The organism is Empedobacter sp. R132-2 (assembly GCF_030324375.1).
Classification (GTDB): Bacteria; Bacteroidota; Bacteroidia; order Flavobacteriales; family Weeksellaceae; genus Empedobacter; species Empedobacter falsenii_B.
The window spans coordinates 14,341-32,594 of record NZ_JACAGG010000034.1 but is presented as its reverse complement, the minus strand read 5'-3'; the positions used below and the strand labels follow the sequence as shown (position 1 = coordinate 32,594).

The window sequence follows — 18,254 nt, the reverse complement described above, 5'->3', positions numbered from 1 at the left end:
TTGTAGTTAAAACAATTTACTGATTTTCAATCAAATGAACAACTTTATTCTTTATTAATCAAAATGCACAACGGGTAGAAATTAATAAAAATAAATCATACTCAGACAGTATAATGATACCTGATGAAGATTGCGAGTATTGTTATTTTTACCCTATAATTGAAGAAAATACTATTTTAATGATAAGAAAAGATACATTGATTTATGATGAAAAAGGAGCTGTAAAATTGATTCATTAATTTTCTAAAGCGTCAAACCTTCTAAATCATCAATGGTCCCGTTGTAGATATTCACATCAACTTTATAACGTTTTACACCATCTATGGTTGCTTTTTCGGTAAATTGCCAAAAATCCCAATGCCCTTTCATTTCTTGTACCCAAAAATTGTAATTGGCAATCCAAATAATATAACCATCAAAATGATCTTGTAAATAATCTTCAAAATATTTATCTGATGTATAAATAATCGGTTTGATATCGTAATGCTCTTCAACAATTTTGCACCAATTCTTGATTCCTTCGACTAAACGATCCATGGATTGTGTTTTCGGTAAGGTTTCAATATCCAAAACTGGAGGCAAATCACCATTTTCTAATTTTACTTTTGCAATAAAATTCTGTGCTTGTAAAGTCGAATTTTCGTCTGGACGATAAAAATGATAAGCGCCACGCAAAATATTATTCTTTTTCGCACCTTCCCAATTATCCTCAAAAGTCTCATCAATAGACGAAGTTCCCATTGTAGAACGGATAAAAGCAAAATTTATCGGATACAAATTGTAAATCGTATGCATTTTCGTCCAATCAATTTTTCCTTGATAATGCGAAACATCAACACCAAAAGTTTTGAGATAATATTTATCCATCACCTCAATATTTCGGATATCAAATTTTGTAACTTTATCATCAACCAATTTTTCGCCTTTCAGCGATTTTTCTACAACCGAAAAATAGTAATGAATACCATGGCGATAACGATACGCAAAATAAACAACGCACAAAATCAGCAAACTAATCACATAAGTCGAAAGTTTGATTTTTTTTAATGTATTAAAAATAGATTGTTGTGTTTTCTTTTTACGAGGCATTTTAGTAGTTGAAATAGATAAATTCTATGCAATATTACTTCAATTTTCGATGATAAAAAAAGTAAAATCTTCATTATCTTTGTTCAGTATGAAAAAATGGATATTAGCCGCAAGGCTTCGCACATTACCACTTTCTTTGAGTGGATTATTATTGGCTGGATTTATTGCAAAATCAGAAGGAATCTTTCGAAATGATATATTTTTCTTATCACTTTTAACAACTTTGGCTTTCCAAATTTTATCAAATTTCGCGAACGATTATGGCGATGCGGTAAAAGGAACAGACGCAAATAGAGTAGGAGAGCAGCGTGCTGTAGCATCTGGATTGATTACACAAAACCAAATGAAAGTTGCCATCGGAATTATGATTGCGATTTCTTTAGTTTGCGTTGCAGCATTGTTGTATGTGTCTTTTTATCCAAATGATATGAAATATATTTACATTTTTCTTGGTTTGGGTGTTGCGTCTATTTTTGCAGCAATGGCTTATACAATGGGAAAAAAGCCATACGGATATATTGGTTTAGGTGATGTTTTTGTGTTTTTATTTTTTGGAATTTTAGCAGTTGCTGGTGGAGAATTTTTATATTCTAAAGTTTTTCAATGGCAAATTTTATTACCTGCAGCTTCGATGGGATGTTGGAGTGTGGCAGTGCTAAATTTGAACAATATGCGCGATGTGAAAAATGATGTCAAAAACAATAAAATTACCGTTGCATCAAAATTAGGTTTTCAAAAAAGTAAATATTATCAAATGGCTTTAATGACGATTCCATTCGCATTAAGCGCATTATATGTAACGGTGTCACCTCTAAAAGCAGGTAAATTATCTGGTTTTGTATTTTTAATTTTAATCTTTTTTGCAAATGCTATTCGTCGTCAAATTTTTGCGGTAAAAGATCCAAAAGATTTCGATCCATTCTTGAAACAAGTAGCAATGTTAGCTTTATTTTTCGCTGTATTATTAGGATATAGCTTAATTGGTTTCGATTTTATTGATACTTTAATTCGTTAATCACAAAAAAATATATAATGAAAATTCAATACTTAGGACATGCCTCGCTTGCGATTGAAGCAAACGGCAAACACATTGTTGTTGATCCATTTATTACACCAAATCAATTAGCAAAAAACATCGATTTCGAAACTTTAAAAGCAGATTATATTGTCATTACGCATGCGCATCAAGATCATGTCTATGATGTGGAAGAATTGGCAAAACGTACAGACGCTTTGATTGTTTCGAATGCAGAAATTGCTTCTTATTATTCGGAAAGAGGTTTGAAAGCACACGGAATGAATACGGGCGGTAAATTTAGTTTTGATTTTGGTTCGATTCAATCGACGATTGCATTTCATTCGAGTTCATTTGCTGATGGAACGTATGGAGGAGATCCGAATGGTTACATTATTGAAAGTGAAGGAAAGCGTGTTTACATCGCTGGAGATACAGCTTTGACATATGAAATGAAGTTGATTCCAGATACAATTGGGCAACTTGATTTAGCAATTTTACCAATCGGAGATAACTTTACGATGGGTGCAAAAAGTGCTTCTATTGCGGCAGAATATGTGCAAGCAACTAAGGTTTTGGGTTATCATTACGATACATTTCCACCAATTAAAATTGATAAAGCAGAAGCAAAATCTATTTTCTTTTCGCGCCATATTCAATTGATTTTATTAGAAATTGGTGAAGATTTAACAGTTTAAGAAATTCTTTACAATATATAAAAGCTCGAGATTATCTCGAGCTTTTTTTATTTAAATTATTCTCACTCGAAAAAGATTATCTTTGCCGCAATTATTCGATAAAATTTATGATTACAGTTAATGATATTGCCGTTCAATTCGGTTCTTCAACGTTGTTTAGTGGAGTTAGTTTTGTGATAAACGAAAATGACAAAATTGCCTTAATGGGTAAAAATGGTGCAGGAAAATCAACTTTACTTAAGATTGTTGCAGGAATCAATAAACCTTCTTTGGGAAATATTTCAGCGCCAAAAGATGCGGTAATTGCATATTTACCACAACATTTGTTAACCGAAGATAATTGTTCTGTTCGCGAAGAAACGTCGAAAGCTTTTGCTGAATATTTATCAATGAAAAATGAAATTGATGAATTAAATGAGCAATTAACTGTACGAACTGATTATGAAAGTGATGATTATATGAAGTTAATCGAGCGCGTTTCGGAAGTCAGTGAAAAATTTTATTCGATAGAAGAAGTAAATTACGAAGCCGAAGTGGAAAAGGTTTTGAAAGGAATGGGATTTGCGCAAGAAGATTTGGATCGATCAACTTCTGAGTTTTCGGGAGGTTGGCGTATGCGAATCGAATTGGCTAAAATTCTTTTGCGCAAACCAGATTTGATTTTATTAGATGAGCCAACAAACCACTTGGATATCGAATCAATTCAATGGTTAGAGGATTTCTTGAAAAATCAAGCTAAAGCTGTTATGGTGATTTCACATGACCGCACGTTTGTCGATAATATTACGAATCGCACTATTGAAGTGACAATGGGACGAATTTATGATTACAAAGCCAAATATTCTGACTATTTAGTATTGCGTCAAGATCGTAGAATTCATCAGCAAAAAGCCTATGATGAGCAACAAAAATTCATTGCTGAAAATAAATTATTTATCGAACGTTTTCGTGGAACTTTCTCTAAAACTGAACAAGTGCAATCGCGCGTTCGTATGTTAGAAAAGCTAGATATTATCGAAGTTGATGAGGTTGATACTTCAGCTTTGAAATTGAAGTTTCCAGCAGCAGCACGTTCTGGACAATATCCTGTTGTAGTTGAAAATTTAGATAAATCGTATGGCGATCATATTGTGTTTAAAGATGCGAATATGGTCATCGAGCGAGGACAAAAAGTGGCGTTAGTTGGAAAAAATGGAGAAGGAAAATCGACAATGATTAAAGCGATTATGAATGAAATTGATTTCGATGGAAAATTAGAAATCGGTCATAATGCACAAATCGGATATTTTGCTCAAAATCAAGCTGCTTTATTAGATGAAGATTTAACTATTTTCGAAACTGTAGATCGCATTGCAGAAGGTGATATCAGAACACAAATCAAAAGTATTTTGGGCGCATTTATGTTTAAAGGTGATGATATCGACAAGAAAGTAAAAGTGCTTTCTGGTGGAGAAAAAACACGTTTGGCAATGGTAAAATTATTGTTAGAGCCTTATAATGTCTTGATTTTAGATGAGCCAACAAACCATTTGGACATGAAAACAAAAGATATTATCAAAGATGCGTTGAAAGAATTTGAAGGAACGGTAATTTTAGTTTCCCACGATCGTGATTTCTTAGATGGATTGGCAGAAAAAGTTTTCGAGTTTGGAAATAAACGTGTCAAAGAACATTTTGAAGATATCAAAGGATTCTTAGCAACAAAGAAAATGGAAAACTTGAAAGAAATAGAAAAATAAATTCAATTTTAGATATACAAAAAATCCTTAAATTAAGTTTTAAGGATTTTTTTAATGTTTCAAATTACCTTTACATTTAAAGAGATAATGGACTTTCTATTATGAATATTGAATACTACAAGCCGAAAAATAAAATTTTACAGAAATATGTAGATGGGTATTATTTTATAAAAGAGGATAAACAATCTGGAAGGGTAGAATATGAGACATTTCCGAATAATAATATCTTTTATACAATCAATAAAAACACCATTGTAAAGGAGGAAAAAGAGAATATTTTTCTTAGTTTTTCTGACGATAATACAATTATTGGTTCTTTGGTTTTGAGTTATTCGAAGCCGATGAGAATTTTTTATACACATTTGTTCGACGAAATCACGATTTGTTTTAAACCTTTAGGAATATTTCATTTTGATATAACTAATTTTAATTCAGTAAGTAAAAAGACGTTAATTGATTATAATTTGTTTGAAGATATAACAGCGTTTTCTGCCGAATTATTTGATTTAACAGTCAATGAAAAGGCAATTGAATTAGAAAAATATTTGATTTCAAAGTTGATAGAAGTTGATTTATCTTTTATGGAAAATATAATTAGAGATGTTGAAAATGAAATTAAAATCGAAGATATTTCAACTAAATATTCAATTTCAAGGCAATATTTGAACCGAATTTTTAAGAAACATTTAGGAAAATCTCCTTCTGAATATAGAAAAGTATATCGATTCAGAAATTCTTTACTCAATAAAAAAGAAAGTAAAAATTTAACTGAATTGTCATCAAATGATTATTACGATCAATCACATTTTATCAAAGATTTCAAATCAATCACAAAACTAAAACCAAATCAATTTTTTAAGGAAGTTGATTTAGAAAAGGACACACTTTTGAAATTTTTTGATTAGTTTACATTCTTACAATTTTGAATCTTTTTATTAAAATAGTTTAGCCAATAAATTATTGTTACATGATCAATTGGAAAAAGATTCACTATTTTACCTATACATTTTGTCGCTATTTTTTAGCAACCATGATTATTTCTTACGCTTTTGCAAAAATTTTTGAAACTCAATTTATATCGCAACCAAGCGTCTATGACAAACCAATAGGAAATCTTTCAGGATTCGAACTTACGTGGTTTTATTATGGTTATTCATATTGGTATGGTTTAATCATCGCCTCAACCCAAATTATCAGTTCTTTGCTTTTGTTTTTTAGGCAAACAACAAGAATTGGCATCATTATTTTCTTAACGTTTATGGTTAATATTTTGCTGATGGATTTTGCTTATGATATTGATGGAGCAAAAGGAATGGCAGTCGTTTTAACGATGATGACGTTATTTGTTTTTCTGTCAGATTATAAGGAATTGATTAAATACTTTATAAAAACTCCTCCTTTGTTTGAAGAAGAAAGAACGGTTAAAATCAATAAAATAAGTAAACTGAAATTTATTTATATTCCTCTAGTTTTCATTGGATTCTTTGTTTTGATTATAACGTTAAAAGATAAATTTTTAAGTCAAAATCAATTTTTTGGAGCTTGGGAAAATGTAGAAAATAATGAAAGAATTTATTTTGAATCTGCTAATACATTTCAAAAAGTGAATAATTCTACATTTAAACCAATTAATTCAGGAATGTATAATTTTGAAAAAGATTCAATTTATTTAAAAGGAATGCAAGAGGAAAATCAAACTCCTGAAATTATTCTTAAAGGAAAATTTAATATCCATAATAATGTATTGAAAATAGAGACTGCTAAAGGAGTTGAAATTTATAAAAGAATTAGATAAAAATAAAAAATCCACTCAACTGAGTGGATTTTTTTATGCTTGTTTTTTCACGAACTTCGTTAAAATAACGATTAATTGTCCGTCAACTTTTCCTTCAATTTGTTCTGTATTATCATGAACTAAACGAATATTTCGCACAGCAGTTCCAATTTTTGCATTGATAGAAGAACCTTTTACATCTAAATCTTTAATCAATGTCACCGTATCTCCATTCACCAAAATATTTCCGTTGCTATCCTTGTGCAAATCGACACTTCCGTCACCTTCGTGATCACCAGATGCCTTTGCCCACTCCATATTTTCGTCATCCAAATACATCATATCCAAAGCATCAGCAGCCCAAGATTCATTACGAAAACGGTTTAACATTCGCCAAGAAAGTACTTGTACAGCAGGAACTTCGCTCCACATAGAAGAAAGTAAAAATGATTCCCAAAAAGAAGCATCTAATTCCTCTTTCTTTTCAATTTGGTTAATACATTTTTGTGTAATGTAGACATTTCGATCAGGATTACTACTCGCATCAGGATTCACTTCATAAATAGCCAAATTTTCTGTAACTCCCGTCAATTCGCATTGGTTACCACTTCTTTCTTGTAAAAATGTATCTAATTTCATGTATTGATTTTAAAACTTTTGCAAAGATAACCTTTATTTAGAATTTAAACTTTTGAGGTATTTTAATCAGAATTATTTAAATTCGTTAAGAATAAAATTCAACCTTAAAATATGTTAGTAAAGAAAAACTCGGGCGAGTTAATCCCATATGATTCAAAAGCTTTAAAACGTTCGTTAACGAAATCTGGTGCAAAAAAAGAGGAAGTTGAAGAAGTTTTCGAATTAGTTTCGAAAGATCTTTATGACGGAATTCCGACAAGAGAATTGTATCGCATTGCTTTTGCTCATCTCAAAAATTATAGAAATTCGTATGCAGCGCGTTATAGCCTAAAACGAGCTTTGAGAGATTTGGGACCAGAAGGATATTATTTCGAAAAGTGGATTGGAAAAGTAATGCAAGCAGCAGGATATCAATCGTTGCATTCGGAAATTGTGCAAGGAAATGCGGTAACGCACGAAATTGATGTGGTGGCTTCTAAAGGAGATCAATTGCTTTTCTGTGAATGTAAATTCAGAAATGACGAAGATGCCAAAATTTCGGTGACAACGCCGATGTATTTTTTATCGCGAATGAAAGATGTAGAAAGCCATAAGTATCATTTTTTTGGACGAGATATGAAACCAACAAAAGGTTTCTTGGTAACGAATGCGTATTTAACGACGGATAGTATAGATTTTGCAAATTATTATGGAATTGGATTGATTTCTTGGGATTATCCTGAAACAAATAGTATCAAATATTTGGTTGATAATGCGGCTTTGTATCCAATTACGTGTTTAACGACTTTGACGCCAGAGCAAGAAAAAGTTCTTTTATCGAAAGAATGTATTTTGGTGAAAGATTTACAACAAAATAATAAGTTTTTAGATTCATTGAACTTGTCTCAAGAACAACGAAACGAAGTTTTGGAAGAAACGAATGAATTATTAGAAATCGAGAATTTCACCTGCGAAATTGCTTAAACAGAAATAAAAAAGAAGCTCAATATTGAGCTTCTTTTGCTTTATAATTCTTTAAAAATTTCAAAACTATCTTTGTGATCGCACCAAAATTCATCCAAATTAATCATTCGATCTTTTAGGAACGGAATAATCTGCGGCCAATCAGTTTCTCTAAAAATACTAATGTTTTCTAAACGCATTTTTATCGTCGAAATCATTTTTCCATCTTCGTCATAATCTTCTTTTGTCCAAATCCATTTTTCGCCAAGATAACTTTCCAAAACATTTTCATATTCCTCAAACTGTTCATAAATCATCAGTTGAACGGACGGATCTGGGTGCGAAATTTCAATCGAAACCTCTGCAAACTTACGCTCGACATCCGTTCTAAAATAAACACCTTTTACATCCGTTTTGTAATTTATCCAATTAATACGCGTTCCTTCGGCATTCATCTGCAATTTCATATACGTTCCATACGAAATCCAAAAATCCTTTTTTATGCGATAAGCATCTTCTTTTGAAAACAAATTGATTATTTTTTTACAAAAATCGGTTTAATATTCTATTCAACAAAATTTCGAGAAAAATAGCTTGGATTGATTCTTGTTCTATTACATTTGACAAATATTTTTAAAAAATAAATATGAAACTATTTTCTTTCCTAGGTTTAATGGGAATTTTGGCTTTTTCTACTGTAAATGCGCAATCTGTAGAAACAGTAAAATATGAAGCTTTGCACGAAAAAATAGCAAATTATAAAGATCAAGTTGTGGTGGTTAATTTTTGGGCAACGTGGTGTGCGCCTTGTGTAGAGGAGATTCCAGCGTTTATGGAAATTAACGAAAAATACAAAGACAATCCTAATTTCAAGATGTTGTTGGTTTCGTTGGATCGACCAAAAATTATCGATAAAGTAAAGAAATTCATGCTTGACAATAAAATAAATGCAGAAGTTGTTTTGTTGGATGATACCAAACGAATGAATGAATGGATTCCGTCATTTGATCCGAAATGGGCAGGAAATATTCCTGTAACAATCATTTATAATAAAGGCGAGAAAAAGGTTTTCCATGATCAAGCCATGACAAAATTTGAATTAGAAGATTACATTACCGAATATCTTAATTAAACGATAAAACTCCTGAAAATACTTTTAGGAGTTTTTTATTTTTTGTAAGTTTATACTAACATAAAACTACAAAAATGAATAAAAAACATATCAGAAAAGATGTCATTCAGCATCTTATTCAACTTAAACAAGATGAAATAAACGCCTTAAAAGAATCGGAGCGAATTTATACTGAAAGTGCTGATTTAGATGAAGAATCGAGTTTAGAGCTTGATGATTTTGCACAACAAAGTCAGTCGACAGATTCCGCCAGAAATTTACAAATAAGAATTAATCAAGCAACAGAAGATTTAAATAACTTCAGAGTACTTCGCCCTGAGTTGATTGATGAAATAACGGAAGGAAATGTTGTTTTGACTGACAAAGTTAATTTTGTCATTGGTTTATCTTTCAAAGATTTCGAATGGGAAAATAAAAAGTTTGTAGGAATTAGTACACAAGCACCTATTTTTGAAGCGTTGGTTGGAAAACGAGCCGGCGATAAAATAGAATTTAATGGAATAAAATATACCATAGAAGAAATATTATAGCATGCCAAAAATACATACAATAGACCTGAATTTTCAAAATGAAAAGGAAGCTATCGCAACTTATTTAATCGAAACAGAACAGGGACCGGTTTTAGTCGATCCGGGCCCATACTCCACTTTCGAAAATCTGAAAACAGGAATAGAAGCTTTAGGTTGGCGGGTAATCGATATTGAAAACATATTAATTACACATATTCATTTTGATCACGCTGGTGCTGCATGGAAATTTACAGAACATGGCGCAACAATTTTTTTAAATCCGATTGGTTTACCGCATCTGAAAAATCCTGAGAAATTGTGGGAATCTGCAAAAATGATTTATGGTGACGATATGGATCGTTTGTGGGGAGAAATGAAACCAATTGACGAAGAATATTTGGTTGGTTTGGCAGATGGACAAAGTGTGGAGTTTGGTGATGCTGTTTTTCAGACTGTTTATACGCCTGGACATGCTGTTCATCACAATGCTTATGTGTTGGACGATGTTATTTTTACAGGTGATGTAGCGGGGGTGAAGATAGAAAATGGACCTGTTTCGCCTCCTTGTCCGCCGCCAGATATTAATATTGAATTGTGGAAAGAATCGATTGCTAAATTGAGAAAAATTAATGCAAAAGGAATTTATCCGACGCATTATGGTTATCACGAAGATTTAGAAAATCATTTTGATCAATTAGAAAAAGCTTTAGATGATTGGTCAAATTATATCAAACCGATGTATGATGATAAAATTCCGACCGAAGAAATTGTCCCTGTTTTTGTCGATTATGTCACAAAAAACTATAAAGACTTAGGTTTAACAGAAGATCAAATTCAGGTGTATGAATATGCCAATCCATGCTGGATGTCTGTTAATGGACTAATGCGTTATTGGAAATTAAAAGAACAAGGAAGATTATAAAACGAAAAGCTGTCAAAAATTTTTGACAGCTTTTTTATAGTGTTTAAAACTGAACGATGATTATAATCGAATTAATTTATCTTTTGCAACTTGATAATCTACTAATAAATCGTCGAAAACTTCTGCAACTGTCGGAATAGAATCGATTAATGATGAAACTTGACCAATTTCTAATTCTCCATTTACCAAATCGCCTTCAAACATTCCTTTCTTAGAACGTCCTCTACCCAAAAGTTCTTTCAAATCTTCTGCGGTTGTGCCTTGTTGATATTTTTCTTGAACTTGATTATAAAACTCATTTTTAATCAATCGAACAGGAGCCAATTCTTTCAATGTAAGTTGCGTGTCACCTTCTTGCGCATTTACAATCACATCTTTGAAAGCTTGATTAGCAGAAGATTCCTGAGTTGCAGCAAAACGAGAACCAATTTGTACTCCATCTGCACCTAATGCAAATGCTGCTAAAATTTGAGAACCTGTTCCAATTCCTCCAGCAGCAATTAATGGAATATCGATTTGACGTTTCACATTCGGAATAAGACAAAGTGTAGTGGTTTCTTCTCTGCCATTATGTCCGCCAGCTTCAAAACCTTCTGCCACGACAGCATCCACTCCTGCATCTTGAGATTTTAATGCAAATTTGGCACTACTGACAACATGTGCAACAGTTATTCCTTCTTTTTTTAAAGTTTCTGTCCACGTTTTTGGATTTCCGGCAGAAGTAAAAACAACTTTTACACCTTCCTCCACAATAATTTGCATAATTTCTTCAATATTCGGATAAAGCATTGGAACATTAACGCCAAAAGAATGATTTGTAGCAGCTTTACACTTCTTTATATGCTCGCGTAAAACATCAGGATACATGCTTCCAGCACCTATTAAACCTAGTCCTCCAGCATTACTTACAGCTGACGCTAATCGCCAACCACTATTCCAAATCATACCACCTTGAATAATTGGATATTTTATTGCAAATAATTTTGTTATATTCGTGTCCATTTTCGTTATATTTAGGCATAAAATTAAATAAATATAGAGAACGAAAAAATTTAATTTTAACATAAATACTGACAGTTTGACTTTGGCAGATTATTTGATTTGCAAAAAATCAAATTTTAGAAAATAAATTAGAGTTTAATTGTCTCTACTAATAATAAAAAATATAAGCTATGTATTGGACTTTAGAATTAGCATCTTATTTAAGTGATGCACCTTGGCCAGCAACAAAAGATGAATTAATTGATTACGCAATTCGTACTGGTGCACCTTTGGAAGTTGTAGAAAACTTACAATCTATTGAGGATGAAGGAGATTCTTACGAAAGCATTGAAGAAATTTGGGCTGACTATCCAACGGACGACGATTTCCTTTGGAACGAGGACGAATATTAAAAATAAAAAAGCCCAAATTGGGGCTTTTTTCGATTCTATAATCTATAACTAACATAGTTAACGTATATTTGCATCTTAATTAGTCTCAAATATATTGTGGCTAATTTTGACGAAGAACGCAGAAAAATATGAATATTTTAAACAAAATTTTACAAGGTTTCTTAGGTGATAAGAATGCCAAAGATGTAAAAGAATTACGAAAATATGTTGACTTAGCGAATGAAGCTGGTCAAAAGCTTAGTTCATTATCAATTGATGAATTAAGAGGGCAAACTTTAGAGTTTAAAGCTAAATTAGCTGATGCGACTAAAGATTTCAAAACTCAAATTGAAGAGTTAAAAAAACAAGTTGAGGAAACAGAAGATTTTGGTGTAAAAGAAGATTTATACGCTAAAATTGATAAAATCAATAAAGAAGCATACGAAGTAGAAGAGAAGATTTTATTAGAAATCTTACCAGAAGCTTTTGCTGTAATGCGCGAAACAGGGAAACGTTTTACTGAAAACGAAACGTTAGAAGTTACAGCTTCTGAGTTTGATAAAGTTTTGGTAAATCGTGGACACGATTTCGTTTCTCTTAAAGATGATAATACTGCAATCTGGAAAAACTCTTGGGATGCAGCAGGTCGTCAAGTAACATGGGATATGTCTCATTACGATGTTCAGTTTATTGGAGGTACCGCTTTACACTTAGGTCGTATTGCGGAGATGCAAACAGGGGAAGGTAAAACGTTGGTTGCAACTTTACCTATTTACTTAAATGCACTAACTGGTCGTGGAGTTCACTTAGTAACGGTGAATGATTACTTGGCAAAACGTGATATGGCGTGGATGCGTCCAATTTTCTCTTTTCATGGTTTATCAGTAGATTGTATCGATAATCACCAACCAAACTCTCCAGGTCGTCGCGATGCGTATGCATCTGATATTGTTTATGGAACAAATAACGAATTTGGTTTCGACTATTTACGTGACAATATGGCAAATACACCAGATGCTTTGGTACAACGTGAATTAAATTTTGCGATTGTCGATGAGGTCGATTCAGTTTTAATTGATGATGCTCGTACACCATTGATTATTTCTGGTCCAGTTCCACAAGGAGATCGTCACGAATTTGATGTATTAAGACCAAAAATTGATCGTTTATATCAAATGCAACGTGAGATGTTAGGAAAAACATTAAACGAAGCAAAAACATTATTCAAACAAGGAGATTTAAAAGAAGGTGGTTTCAAATTATACCAAGTTTACCGTGGTTTACCAAAATACAAACCATTAATCAAATTCTTATCTCAAGATGGTATTCGTGCTCAATTACAAAAAACAGAAGCGCATTTTATTCAGGATAATAACCGTGAAATGCCAAAAGTTGACGAGCATTTATACTTTGTTATTGATGAAAAACAAAATCAATCAGATTTAACAGATAAAGGAATCGAGTATTTGTCTAAAGGAATGGAAGATGAGAATTTCTTCATTTTACCAGATGTTTCGACAAATATTGGAGCAATTGAAAATTCAGGAAAAACTAAAGAAGAAATTCTTCAAATGAAAGAAGAATTTTTCCGTGATTTCTCAATCAAATCTGAGCGTATCCATACTTTAAGCCAATTGTTAAAAGCATATACATTATTCGAAAAAGATATCGAGTATGTTGTGGTTGAAGGTGAAGTAAAAATCGTTGACGAATCGACAGGTCGTATTATGGATGGTCGTCGTTATTCGGATGGATTGCACCAAGCAATTGAAGCGAAAGAGAATGTAAAAATTGAAGCAGCTACACAAACGTTTGCGACAATTACATTACAAAACTATTTCCGTATGTACAATAAGTTAGGAGGTATGACTGGTACAGCGGAAACTGAGGCAGGTGAGTTCTGGGAAATTTACAAATTAGATGTTGTTTCTATTCCAACAAACCGCCCAATTTTACGTAACGATAAAAACGATATTGTTTTCAAAACAAATCGTGAAAAATATAAAGCAGTAATCGAGGAAATTGTTCGTTTATCTCAAGATGACAAACGTCCAGTTTTAGTTGGAACAACTAATGTTGAGATTTCTGAGTTATTATCAAAAGCATTAAAATTACGTGGAATTAATCACAATGTTTTAAATGCAAAATTACACAAAAGCGAGGCTGATATTGTAACAGAAGCTGGTAAACCAGGAGCTGTAACAATTGCAACGAATATGGCTGGTCGTGGTACCGATATTAAATTAACGAAAGAAGTAAAAGAATCTGGAGGTTTAGCAATTATTGGTACTGAACGTCACGATTCTCGTCGTGTAGACCGTCAGTTACGTGGTCGTGCTGGTCGTCAAGGAGATCCAGGATCATCTCAATTCTTCGTTTCATTAGAAGATTCATTAATGCGTTTATTCGGTTCAGAAAGAATTGCAAAATTAATGGACCGTATGGGACACAAAGATGGTGATGTGATTGAACATTCTATGATTACAAAATCTATCGAGCGTGCACAGAAAAAAGTAGAAGAAAATAACTTCGGTATTCGTAAACGTTTGTTAGAGTATGATGATGTAATGAATAAACAACGTGAAGTAATTTACAAACGTCGTCACAATGCATTGTTCGGAGATCGTTTGGAAGTTGATATTGCAAATATGATTTATGATGTTGCGGCTTCTGTTGTAAAATCTAACAAAGATTTCGAAGATTTTGATCAATATGAATTAGATTTAATTAAATTCTTTACAATGGGAACTCCTGTTACTGAAGATGAATTTAGATCTAAATCAATCAAAGATTTAACAAATATTACGTACGACGCAGCAATTGAAGATTACAAAGCACGTATGAAATATGTTGCAGAAACAGCTTTCCCAGTAATTTCGAATGTTTTCGAGAATCAAGGACATATGTTCTCTCGTATTCAAGTACCATTTACAGACGGAATTCGTCAAATGACAGTTGTTTGTGATTTGAAAGAAGCATACGAATCTCAAGGTAAAACTTTAATAAAAGATTTCGAAAAATCAGTTGTATTAAGTTTGATTGATGATAACTGGAAAGAGCATTTACGTGATGTTGATGACTTACGTAAAACGTCTCAAAATGCGGTTTACGAACAAAAAGATCCATTGGTTGTTTACAAACAAGAGTCTTTCCATATCTTCCAAAGAATGTTAGACACAGTGAACAAAGAAATTATTTCGTTCTTGTTCAAAGGAGAATTACCAAATACTCAAAAAGAAGAATCTGTAGAGGAAACTGAATCAGTAAACTAAAAAGATTTTTTTATATAACTTTAACCCTTTCTGAAATTTTCTGAAAGGGTTTTTTAGTATTTTTACATTAACTACTGAAAGTTTTCAGTATCAAATTATTAAAATTTTAAACAAATGAAATTTGCATACTTACACGGCTACCAAGGTTTTGTAACAGATGAAAAGAGAGAATATTTAGATTCTTTGGGAGAATGTTATGCACCATCAATTGATTACGATAATGCTCCAACTTTGATTCAAGATTTGATTGAACATTTTACAAAGGAACCAATCGAATTTATTGCAGGGACAAGTTTAGGCGGAATGATAAGTTATTATTTGGGATTATTGTTAAATGTTCCAGTTTTGATGTTTAATCCTGCTGTAATAGCGGTAGAACGTTTAAAACCTTTTTTGCCAGAACAATTATTAAAAGGAGTTCCAACAAAATCAAATTTAATTTTTACAGGATTAAAAGATGATGTGATCGAACCAAAATTTCAGATTGAATTTGTAGAAAATCTTCAAAAACAAAACGGAAATATCGAACAGATTTTTGATGCTGAAATGACACATTTAATCACATTAGAAGAATTCGAAAAAGCTTTTGAAACTTTTTTGGAGAACAAAAAGTAGATAAAAAATCCCAATAAATTAATTTATTGGGATTTTTAAATTTTATTTATACAAACGCGCTAAATCCTGTGATAGATCGACCTACAATAAGCGAATTGATTTCTTTTGTGCCTTCGTAGCTGTAAATGGCTTCGGAGTCGGCAACAAAACGAGCGACGTCATGCTCTAATAATATTCCATTTCCGCCCATTACTTCTCGTGCTCGTGAAACGATATCGCGTGTTCTCATTGTACAAAAAACTTTAGCTAAAGATGCGTGTTCGTCTAGTAAAATTCCCTCGTCTTGCATTTCAGATAAGCGAAAAACTAAAGTTTGCATTGCTGTTAAATTAGATAACATTTCTACCAAATGTCCTTGTATCATTTGAAAAGAAGCAATTGGTTTTCCAAATTGTTTTCGATTTCGAGTGTAATCCAAAGCGCTTTCATATGCTCCACGAGCGCATCCAGTTGCCATCCAAGCAACTCCAGCTCTCGTCATTCGCAATACTTTTGCCGTGTCTTTAAATGAATTAGCATTTTGTAAACGATTTTCTTCTGTAATTAAACAATCTTTCAGAGTAATCAAGCCATTCTGAACAATTCGTAAAGCCATTTTTCCTTTAATTTTTTCTACAGAAAAGCCAGGATTATTATTCTCGACAATAAAACCTTTTACTTCACCATCATCTAAATCCCTTGCCCAAATAATCACTAAATCTGCAAAAGTCGCATTTCCAATCCATTTCTTTTGACCGTTTAAAATCCAACCTTCTTCTGTTTTTTTACACGTTGTTGTTAAACCTCCTGCCGCACCAGAACCAACTTCGGGTTCAGTTAATCCAAAAGCTCCAACTTTATCAAATTTTTGCATTTGTGGTAACCATTTTGCTTTTTGTTCTTCCGATCCACACATATAAATTGATCCCATAGACAAACCAGATTGTACGCCAAAAAAAGTTGCAATCGAAGCATCTACACGAGCCATTTCCATAGCCAAAACGCCTTCCATAATAAAAGGTAAATTTGGACAACCATAACCATCATAAGTGACGCCACAAATGTTGAGTTCTTTAAATTTTGGAATTAATTCAAAAGGAAATTGATCGCGAAGCCAATAATCATTAACAATTGGTTTAACTTCTTTTTCCATAAAAGCTCTTACTTTTAATTGTAATTCACGCTGTTCTGGAGTTAAAGTGTGAAAAACATCGTAGAAATCACCATCAATTGGAGGAAGTTCTTTGTGTTTTTTATTTGGATTTAACATTTTCATCATTCCTTGAAGTTGTTTATCATCAAGTTTAGAAAAGTTTTCCATTAAAAGAGGTAAATCTACTTTTTGAGAAATTTTATTTAATTGCTCTAAATTAACAGATTTTAGTAGATGGACGATATTTTTTAAATTAGAAAATGCTCCTGACATATTTTGTGGTTTTTTAACCAAAAATTATCAAAGAGCATTCCTAAAATATTGTATTGTAAGAAAAAATTAAGCTTTACCTAATTTTATTTTCAAATTGTCTAACATTGTAGTTGTCATTTTATCGATATCAAATTTTGGTTCAAATCCCCAATCTGCTTTTGCAACAGAATCATCGATAGAAGACGGCCAAGAATCTGCAATAGCTTGACGGAAATCTGGTGCATAATCGATTGTGAAATTTGGAATATGTTTTTTGATTTCTGCTGCTAAATGTTCTGGTGCGAAGCTTAAACCTCCTAAATTATAAGATTTAAATTCACCTAATTGTTTTGGATCAGCAGACATTAATTCAATAATGGCATTTATTGCATCATCCATATACAACATTGGTAAATAAGTTCCTTCTTTCAAGAAAGAAGTATATTTTCCATCTTCAATTGCTTTGTAATAAATATCAACTGCATAATCTGTAGTTCCACCTCCAGCAGGAGTTTTCCAAGAAATAAGACCAGGAAAGCGAACAGAACGAACGTCTACATTATGATTTTGTTGGTACCATTTGCACCAATATTCTCCTGACAATTTGGAAATGCCATAAACTGTAGAAGGAGTTTGAATTGTATTTTGTGGTGTATTGTCTTTTGGTGTATCTGGACCAAAAACACCAATAGAAGAAGGCCAAAAGATTTTATCGATTACTTTATCTTTCGCTAATTCAAGGAAAGTAAGCAAAGTGTCCATGTTTAATTTCCAACCAAACATTGGATTTTTTTCAGCTGTACCAGAAAGTAGAGCCGCTAAATGATAAACAGTTTTAATATTGTGTTTTGCAATGACTTCTTTTATTCGATCAGCATCCATTACGTCAATTACTTCGTAAATTCCGTCGTAATCAACATCTTTAGGATCACGTATATCAGAAATAATTACATTATTTTTTCCATGAATGGTTTTTAATTTCTCAGCCAATTCAGAACCAATTTGTCCTAAAGCGCCGGTGATCAAAATCGTATTGGTTTCCATCTTAAAAAGTTACTTTTGTTTGGTTCCAAATTTAAAGATTTTCTATTGAATATGGATATAGTAAAATAATATTTAGATATTAATAAAGAAATCGATTGTTTTTTGTT

Annotated in this window: 18 protein-coding genes; 12 read left to right on the top strand and 6 right to left on the bottom strand. The window is 32.2% G+C overall.

Features of this window, described 5'->3' with window-relative positions; all coding sequences use genetic code 11:
- Positions 1 to 243 precede the first annotated feature (243 nt).
- Positions 244 to 1,089: a glycoside hydrolase family 25 protein gene (locus HXZ69_RS12855; protein ID WP_286496211.1), complete on the bottom strand. Its 846-nt coding sequence runs from the start codon at positions 1,087 to 1,089 to the stop codon at positions 244 to 246.
- Positions 1,090 to 1,177: 88 nt separating this feature from the next.
- Here HXZ69_RS12855 and menA point away from each other — a divergent pair, with 88 nt between their 5' ends.
- From menA to HXZ69_RS12830, 5 genes are all read left to right on the top strand, one after another.
- A complete protein-coding gene (gene menA, locus HXZ69_RS12850) occupies positions 1,178 to 2,104 on the top strand; it encodes a 1,4-dihydroxy-2-naphthoate octaprenyltransferase (RefSeq protein WP_286496210.1) in 927 nt (308 codons plus the stop codon).
- 17 nt (positions 2,105 to 2,121) lie between these two features.
- Entirely contained in the window at positions 2,122 to 2,802 is a 681-nt protein-coding gene (locus tag HXZ69_RS12845; protein WP_286496209.1) for a metal-dependent hydrolase, read from the top strand.
- A gap of 107 nt (positions 2,803 to 2,909) precedes the next feature.
- Positions 2,910 to 4,541: an ABC-F family ATP-binding cassette domain-containing protein gene (locus HXZ69_RS12840; RefSeq protein ID WP_038332211.1), complete on the top strand. Its 1,632-nt coding sequence runs from the start codon at positions 2,910 to 2,912 to the stop codon at positions 4,539 to 4,541.
- 101 nt (positions 4,542 to 4,642) lie between these two features.
- Entirely contained in the window at positions 4,643 to 5,446 is an 804-nt protein-coding gene (locus HXZ69_RS12835) for a helix-turn-helix domain-containing protein (protein ID WP_286477809.1), read from the top strand.
- 125 nt (positions 5,447 to 5,571) lie between these two features.
- Entirely contained in the window at positions 5,572 to 6,336 is a 765-nt protein-coding gene (locus HXZ69_RS12830; RefSeq protein WP_286496208.1) for a hypothetical protein, read from the top strand.
- A gap of 33 nt (positions 6,337 to 6,369) precedes the next feature.
- On the opposite strand, the gene HXZ69_RS12825 is transcribed toward HXZ69_RS12830, so the two are convergent.
- On the bottom strand, positions 6,370 to 6,954 hold the full coding sequence (locus HXZ69_RS12825) for a PhnA domain-containing protein (protein ID WP_114999713.1): 585 nt from the start codon (positions 6,952 to 6,954) through the stop codon (positions 6,370 to 6,372).
- A 111-nt stretch (positions 6,955 to 7,065) separates the two neighbouring features.
- Between HXZ69_RS12825 and HXZ69_RS12820 the strand changes: the two genes are divergently transcribed.
- Positions 7,066 to 7,917 (top strand): ATP cone domain-containing protein, encoded by an 852-nt coding sequence (locus tag HXZ69_RS12820; protein ID WP_286496207.1) that lies wholly within the window; start codon positions 7,066 to 7,068, stop codon positions 7,915 to 7,917.
- Between the two features lie 41 nt (positions 7,918 to 7,958).
- Here the strand turns inward: HXZ69_RS12820 and HXZ69_RS12815 are convergent, their stop codons facing one another.
- Positions 7,959 to 8,426: a DUF4268 domain-containing protein gene (locus HXZ69_RS12815; protein WP_052217563.1), complete on the bottom strand. Its 468-nt coding sequence runs from the start codon at positions 8,424 to 8,426 to the stop codon at positions 7,959 to 7,961.
- A gap of 116 nt (positions 8,427 to 8,542) precedes the next feature.
- Between HXZ69_RS12815 and HXZ69_RS12810 the strand changes: the two genes are divergently transcribed.
- The 3 genes from HXZ69_RS12810 to HXZ69_RS12800 all read left to right on the top strand — a co-directional run bounded on the left by HXZ69_RS12810 (position 8,543) and on the right by HXZ69_RS12800 (position 10,459).
- The gene (locus HXZ69_RS12810) at positions 8,543 to 9,028 is read left to right on the top strand and encodes a TlpA family protein disulfide reductase (protein WP_286496206.1); all 486 of its coding nucleotides are present in this window, start codon (positions 8,543 to 8,545) and stop codon (positions 9,026 to 9,028) included.
- A gap of 74 nt (positions 9,029 to 9,102) precedes the next feature.
- Entirely contained in the window at positions 9,103 to 9,558 is a 456-nt protein-coding gene (locus HXZ69_RS12805; RefSeq protein WP_219035148.1) for a GreA/GreB family elongation factor, read from the top strand.
- 1 nt (position 9,559) lies between these two features.
- A complete protein-coding gene (locus HXZ69_RS12800; RefSeq protein WP_219035147.1) occupies positions 9,560 to 10,459 on the top strand; it encodes an MBL fold metallo-hydrolase in 900 nt (299 codons plus the stop codon).
- Between the two features lie 60 nt (positions 10,460 to 10,519).
- On the opposite strand, the gene HXZ69_RS12795 is transcribed toward HXZ69_RS12800, so the two are convergent.
- Positions 10,520 to 11,461, bottom strand: a complete 942-nt coding sequence (locus tag HXZ69_RS12795) for an NAD(P)H-dependent flavin oxidoreductase (protein ID WP_219035146.1) — start codon at positions 11,459 to 11,461, stop codon at positions 10,520 to 10,522.
- Between the two features lie 170 nt (positions 11,462 to 11,631).
- Here HXZ69_RS12795 and HXZ69_RS12790 point away from each other — a divergent pair, with 170 nt between their 5' ends.
- The 3 genes from HXZ69_RS12790 (at position 11,632) to HXZ69_RS12780 (ending at position 15,719) form a co-directional block, all read left to right on the top strand.
- Positions 11,632 to 11,853, top strand: a complete 222-nt coding sequence (locus HXZ69_RS12790; protein ID WP_019976296.1) for a DUF2795 domain-containing protein — start codon at positions 11,632 to 11,634, stop codon at positions 11,851 to 11,853.
- Positions 11,854 to 11,981: 128 nt separating this feature from the next.
- Positions 11,982 to 15,104 (top strand): preprotein translocase subunit SecA, encoded by a 3,123-nt coding sequence (gene secA, locus HXZ69_RS12785; RefSeq protein WP_125350181.1) that lies wholly within the window; start codon positions 11,982 to 11,984, stop codon positions 15,102 to 15,104.
- A gap of 114 nt (positions 15,105 to 15,218) precedes the next feature.
- Positions 15,219 to 15,719, top strand: coding sequence for a YqiA/YcfP family alpha/beta fold hydrolase (locus HXZ69_RS12780; RefSeq protein ID WP_280037347.1), 501 nt, complete (start codon positions 15,219 to 15,221; stop codon positions 15,717 to 15,719).
- Between the two features lie 46 nt (positions 15,720 to 15,765).
- Here the strand turns inward: HXZ69_RS12780 and HXZ69_RS12775 are convergent, their stop codons facing one another.
- Both HXZ69_RS12775 and HXZ69_RS12770 read right to left on the bottom strand, forming a co-directional pair.
- Positions 15,766 to 17,124 carry an acyl-CoA dehydrogenase family protein gene (locus HXZ69_RS12775; RefSeq protein WP_286496205.1) on the bottom strand — a complete coding sequence of 453 codons (1,359 nt, stop codon included), beginning with the start codon at positions 17,122 to 17,124 and terminating at the stop codon, positions 15,766 to 15,768.
- A gap of 66 nt (positions 17,125 to 17,190) precedes the next feature.
- Positions 17,191 to 18,147, bottom strand: coding sequence for an NAD-dependent epimerase/dehydratase family protein (locus HXZ69_RS12770; RefSeq protein ID WP_219035143.1), 957 nt, complete (start codon positions 18,145 to 18,147; stop codon positions 17,191 to 17,193).
- Positions 18,148 to 18,254 lie beyond the last annotated feature (107 nt).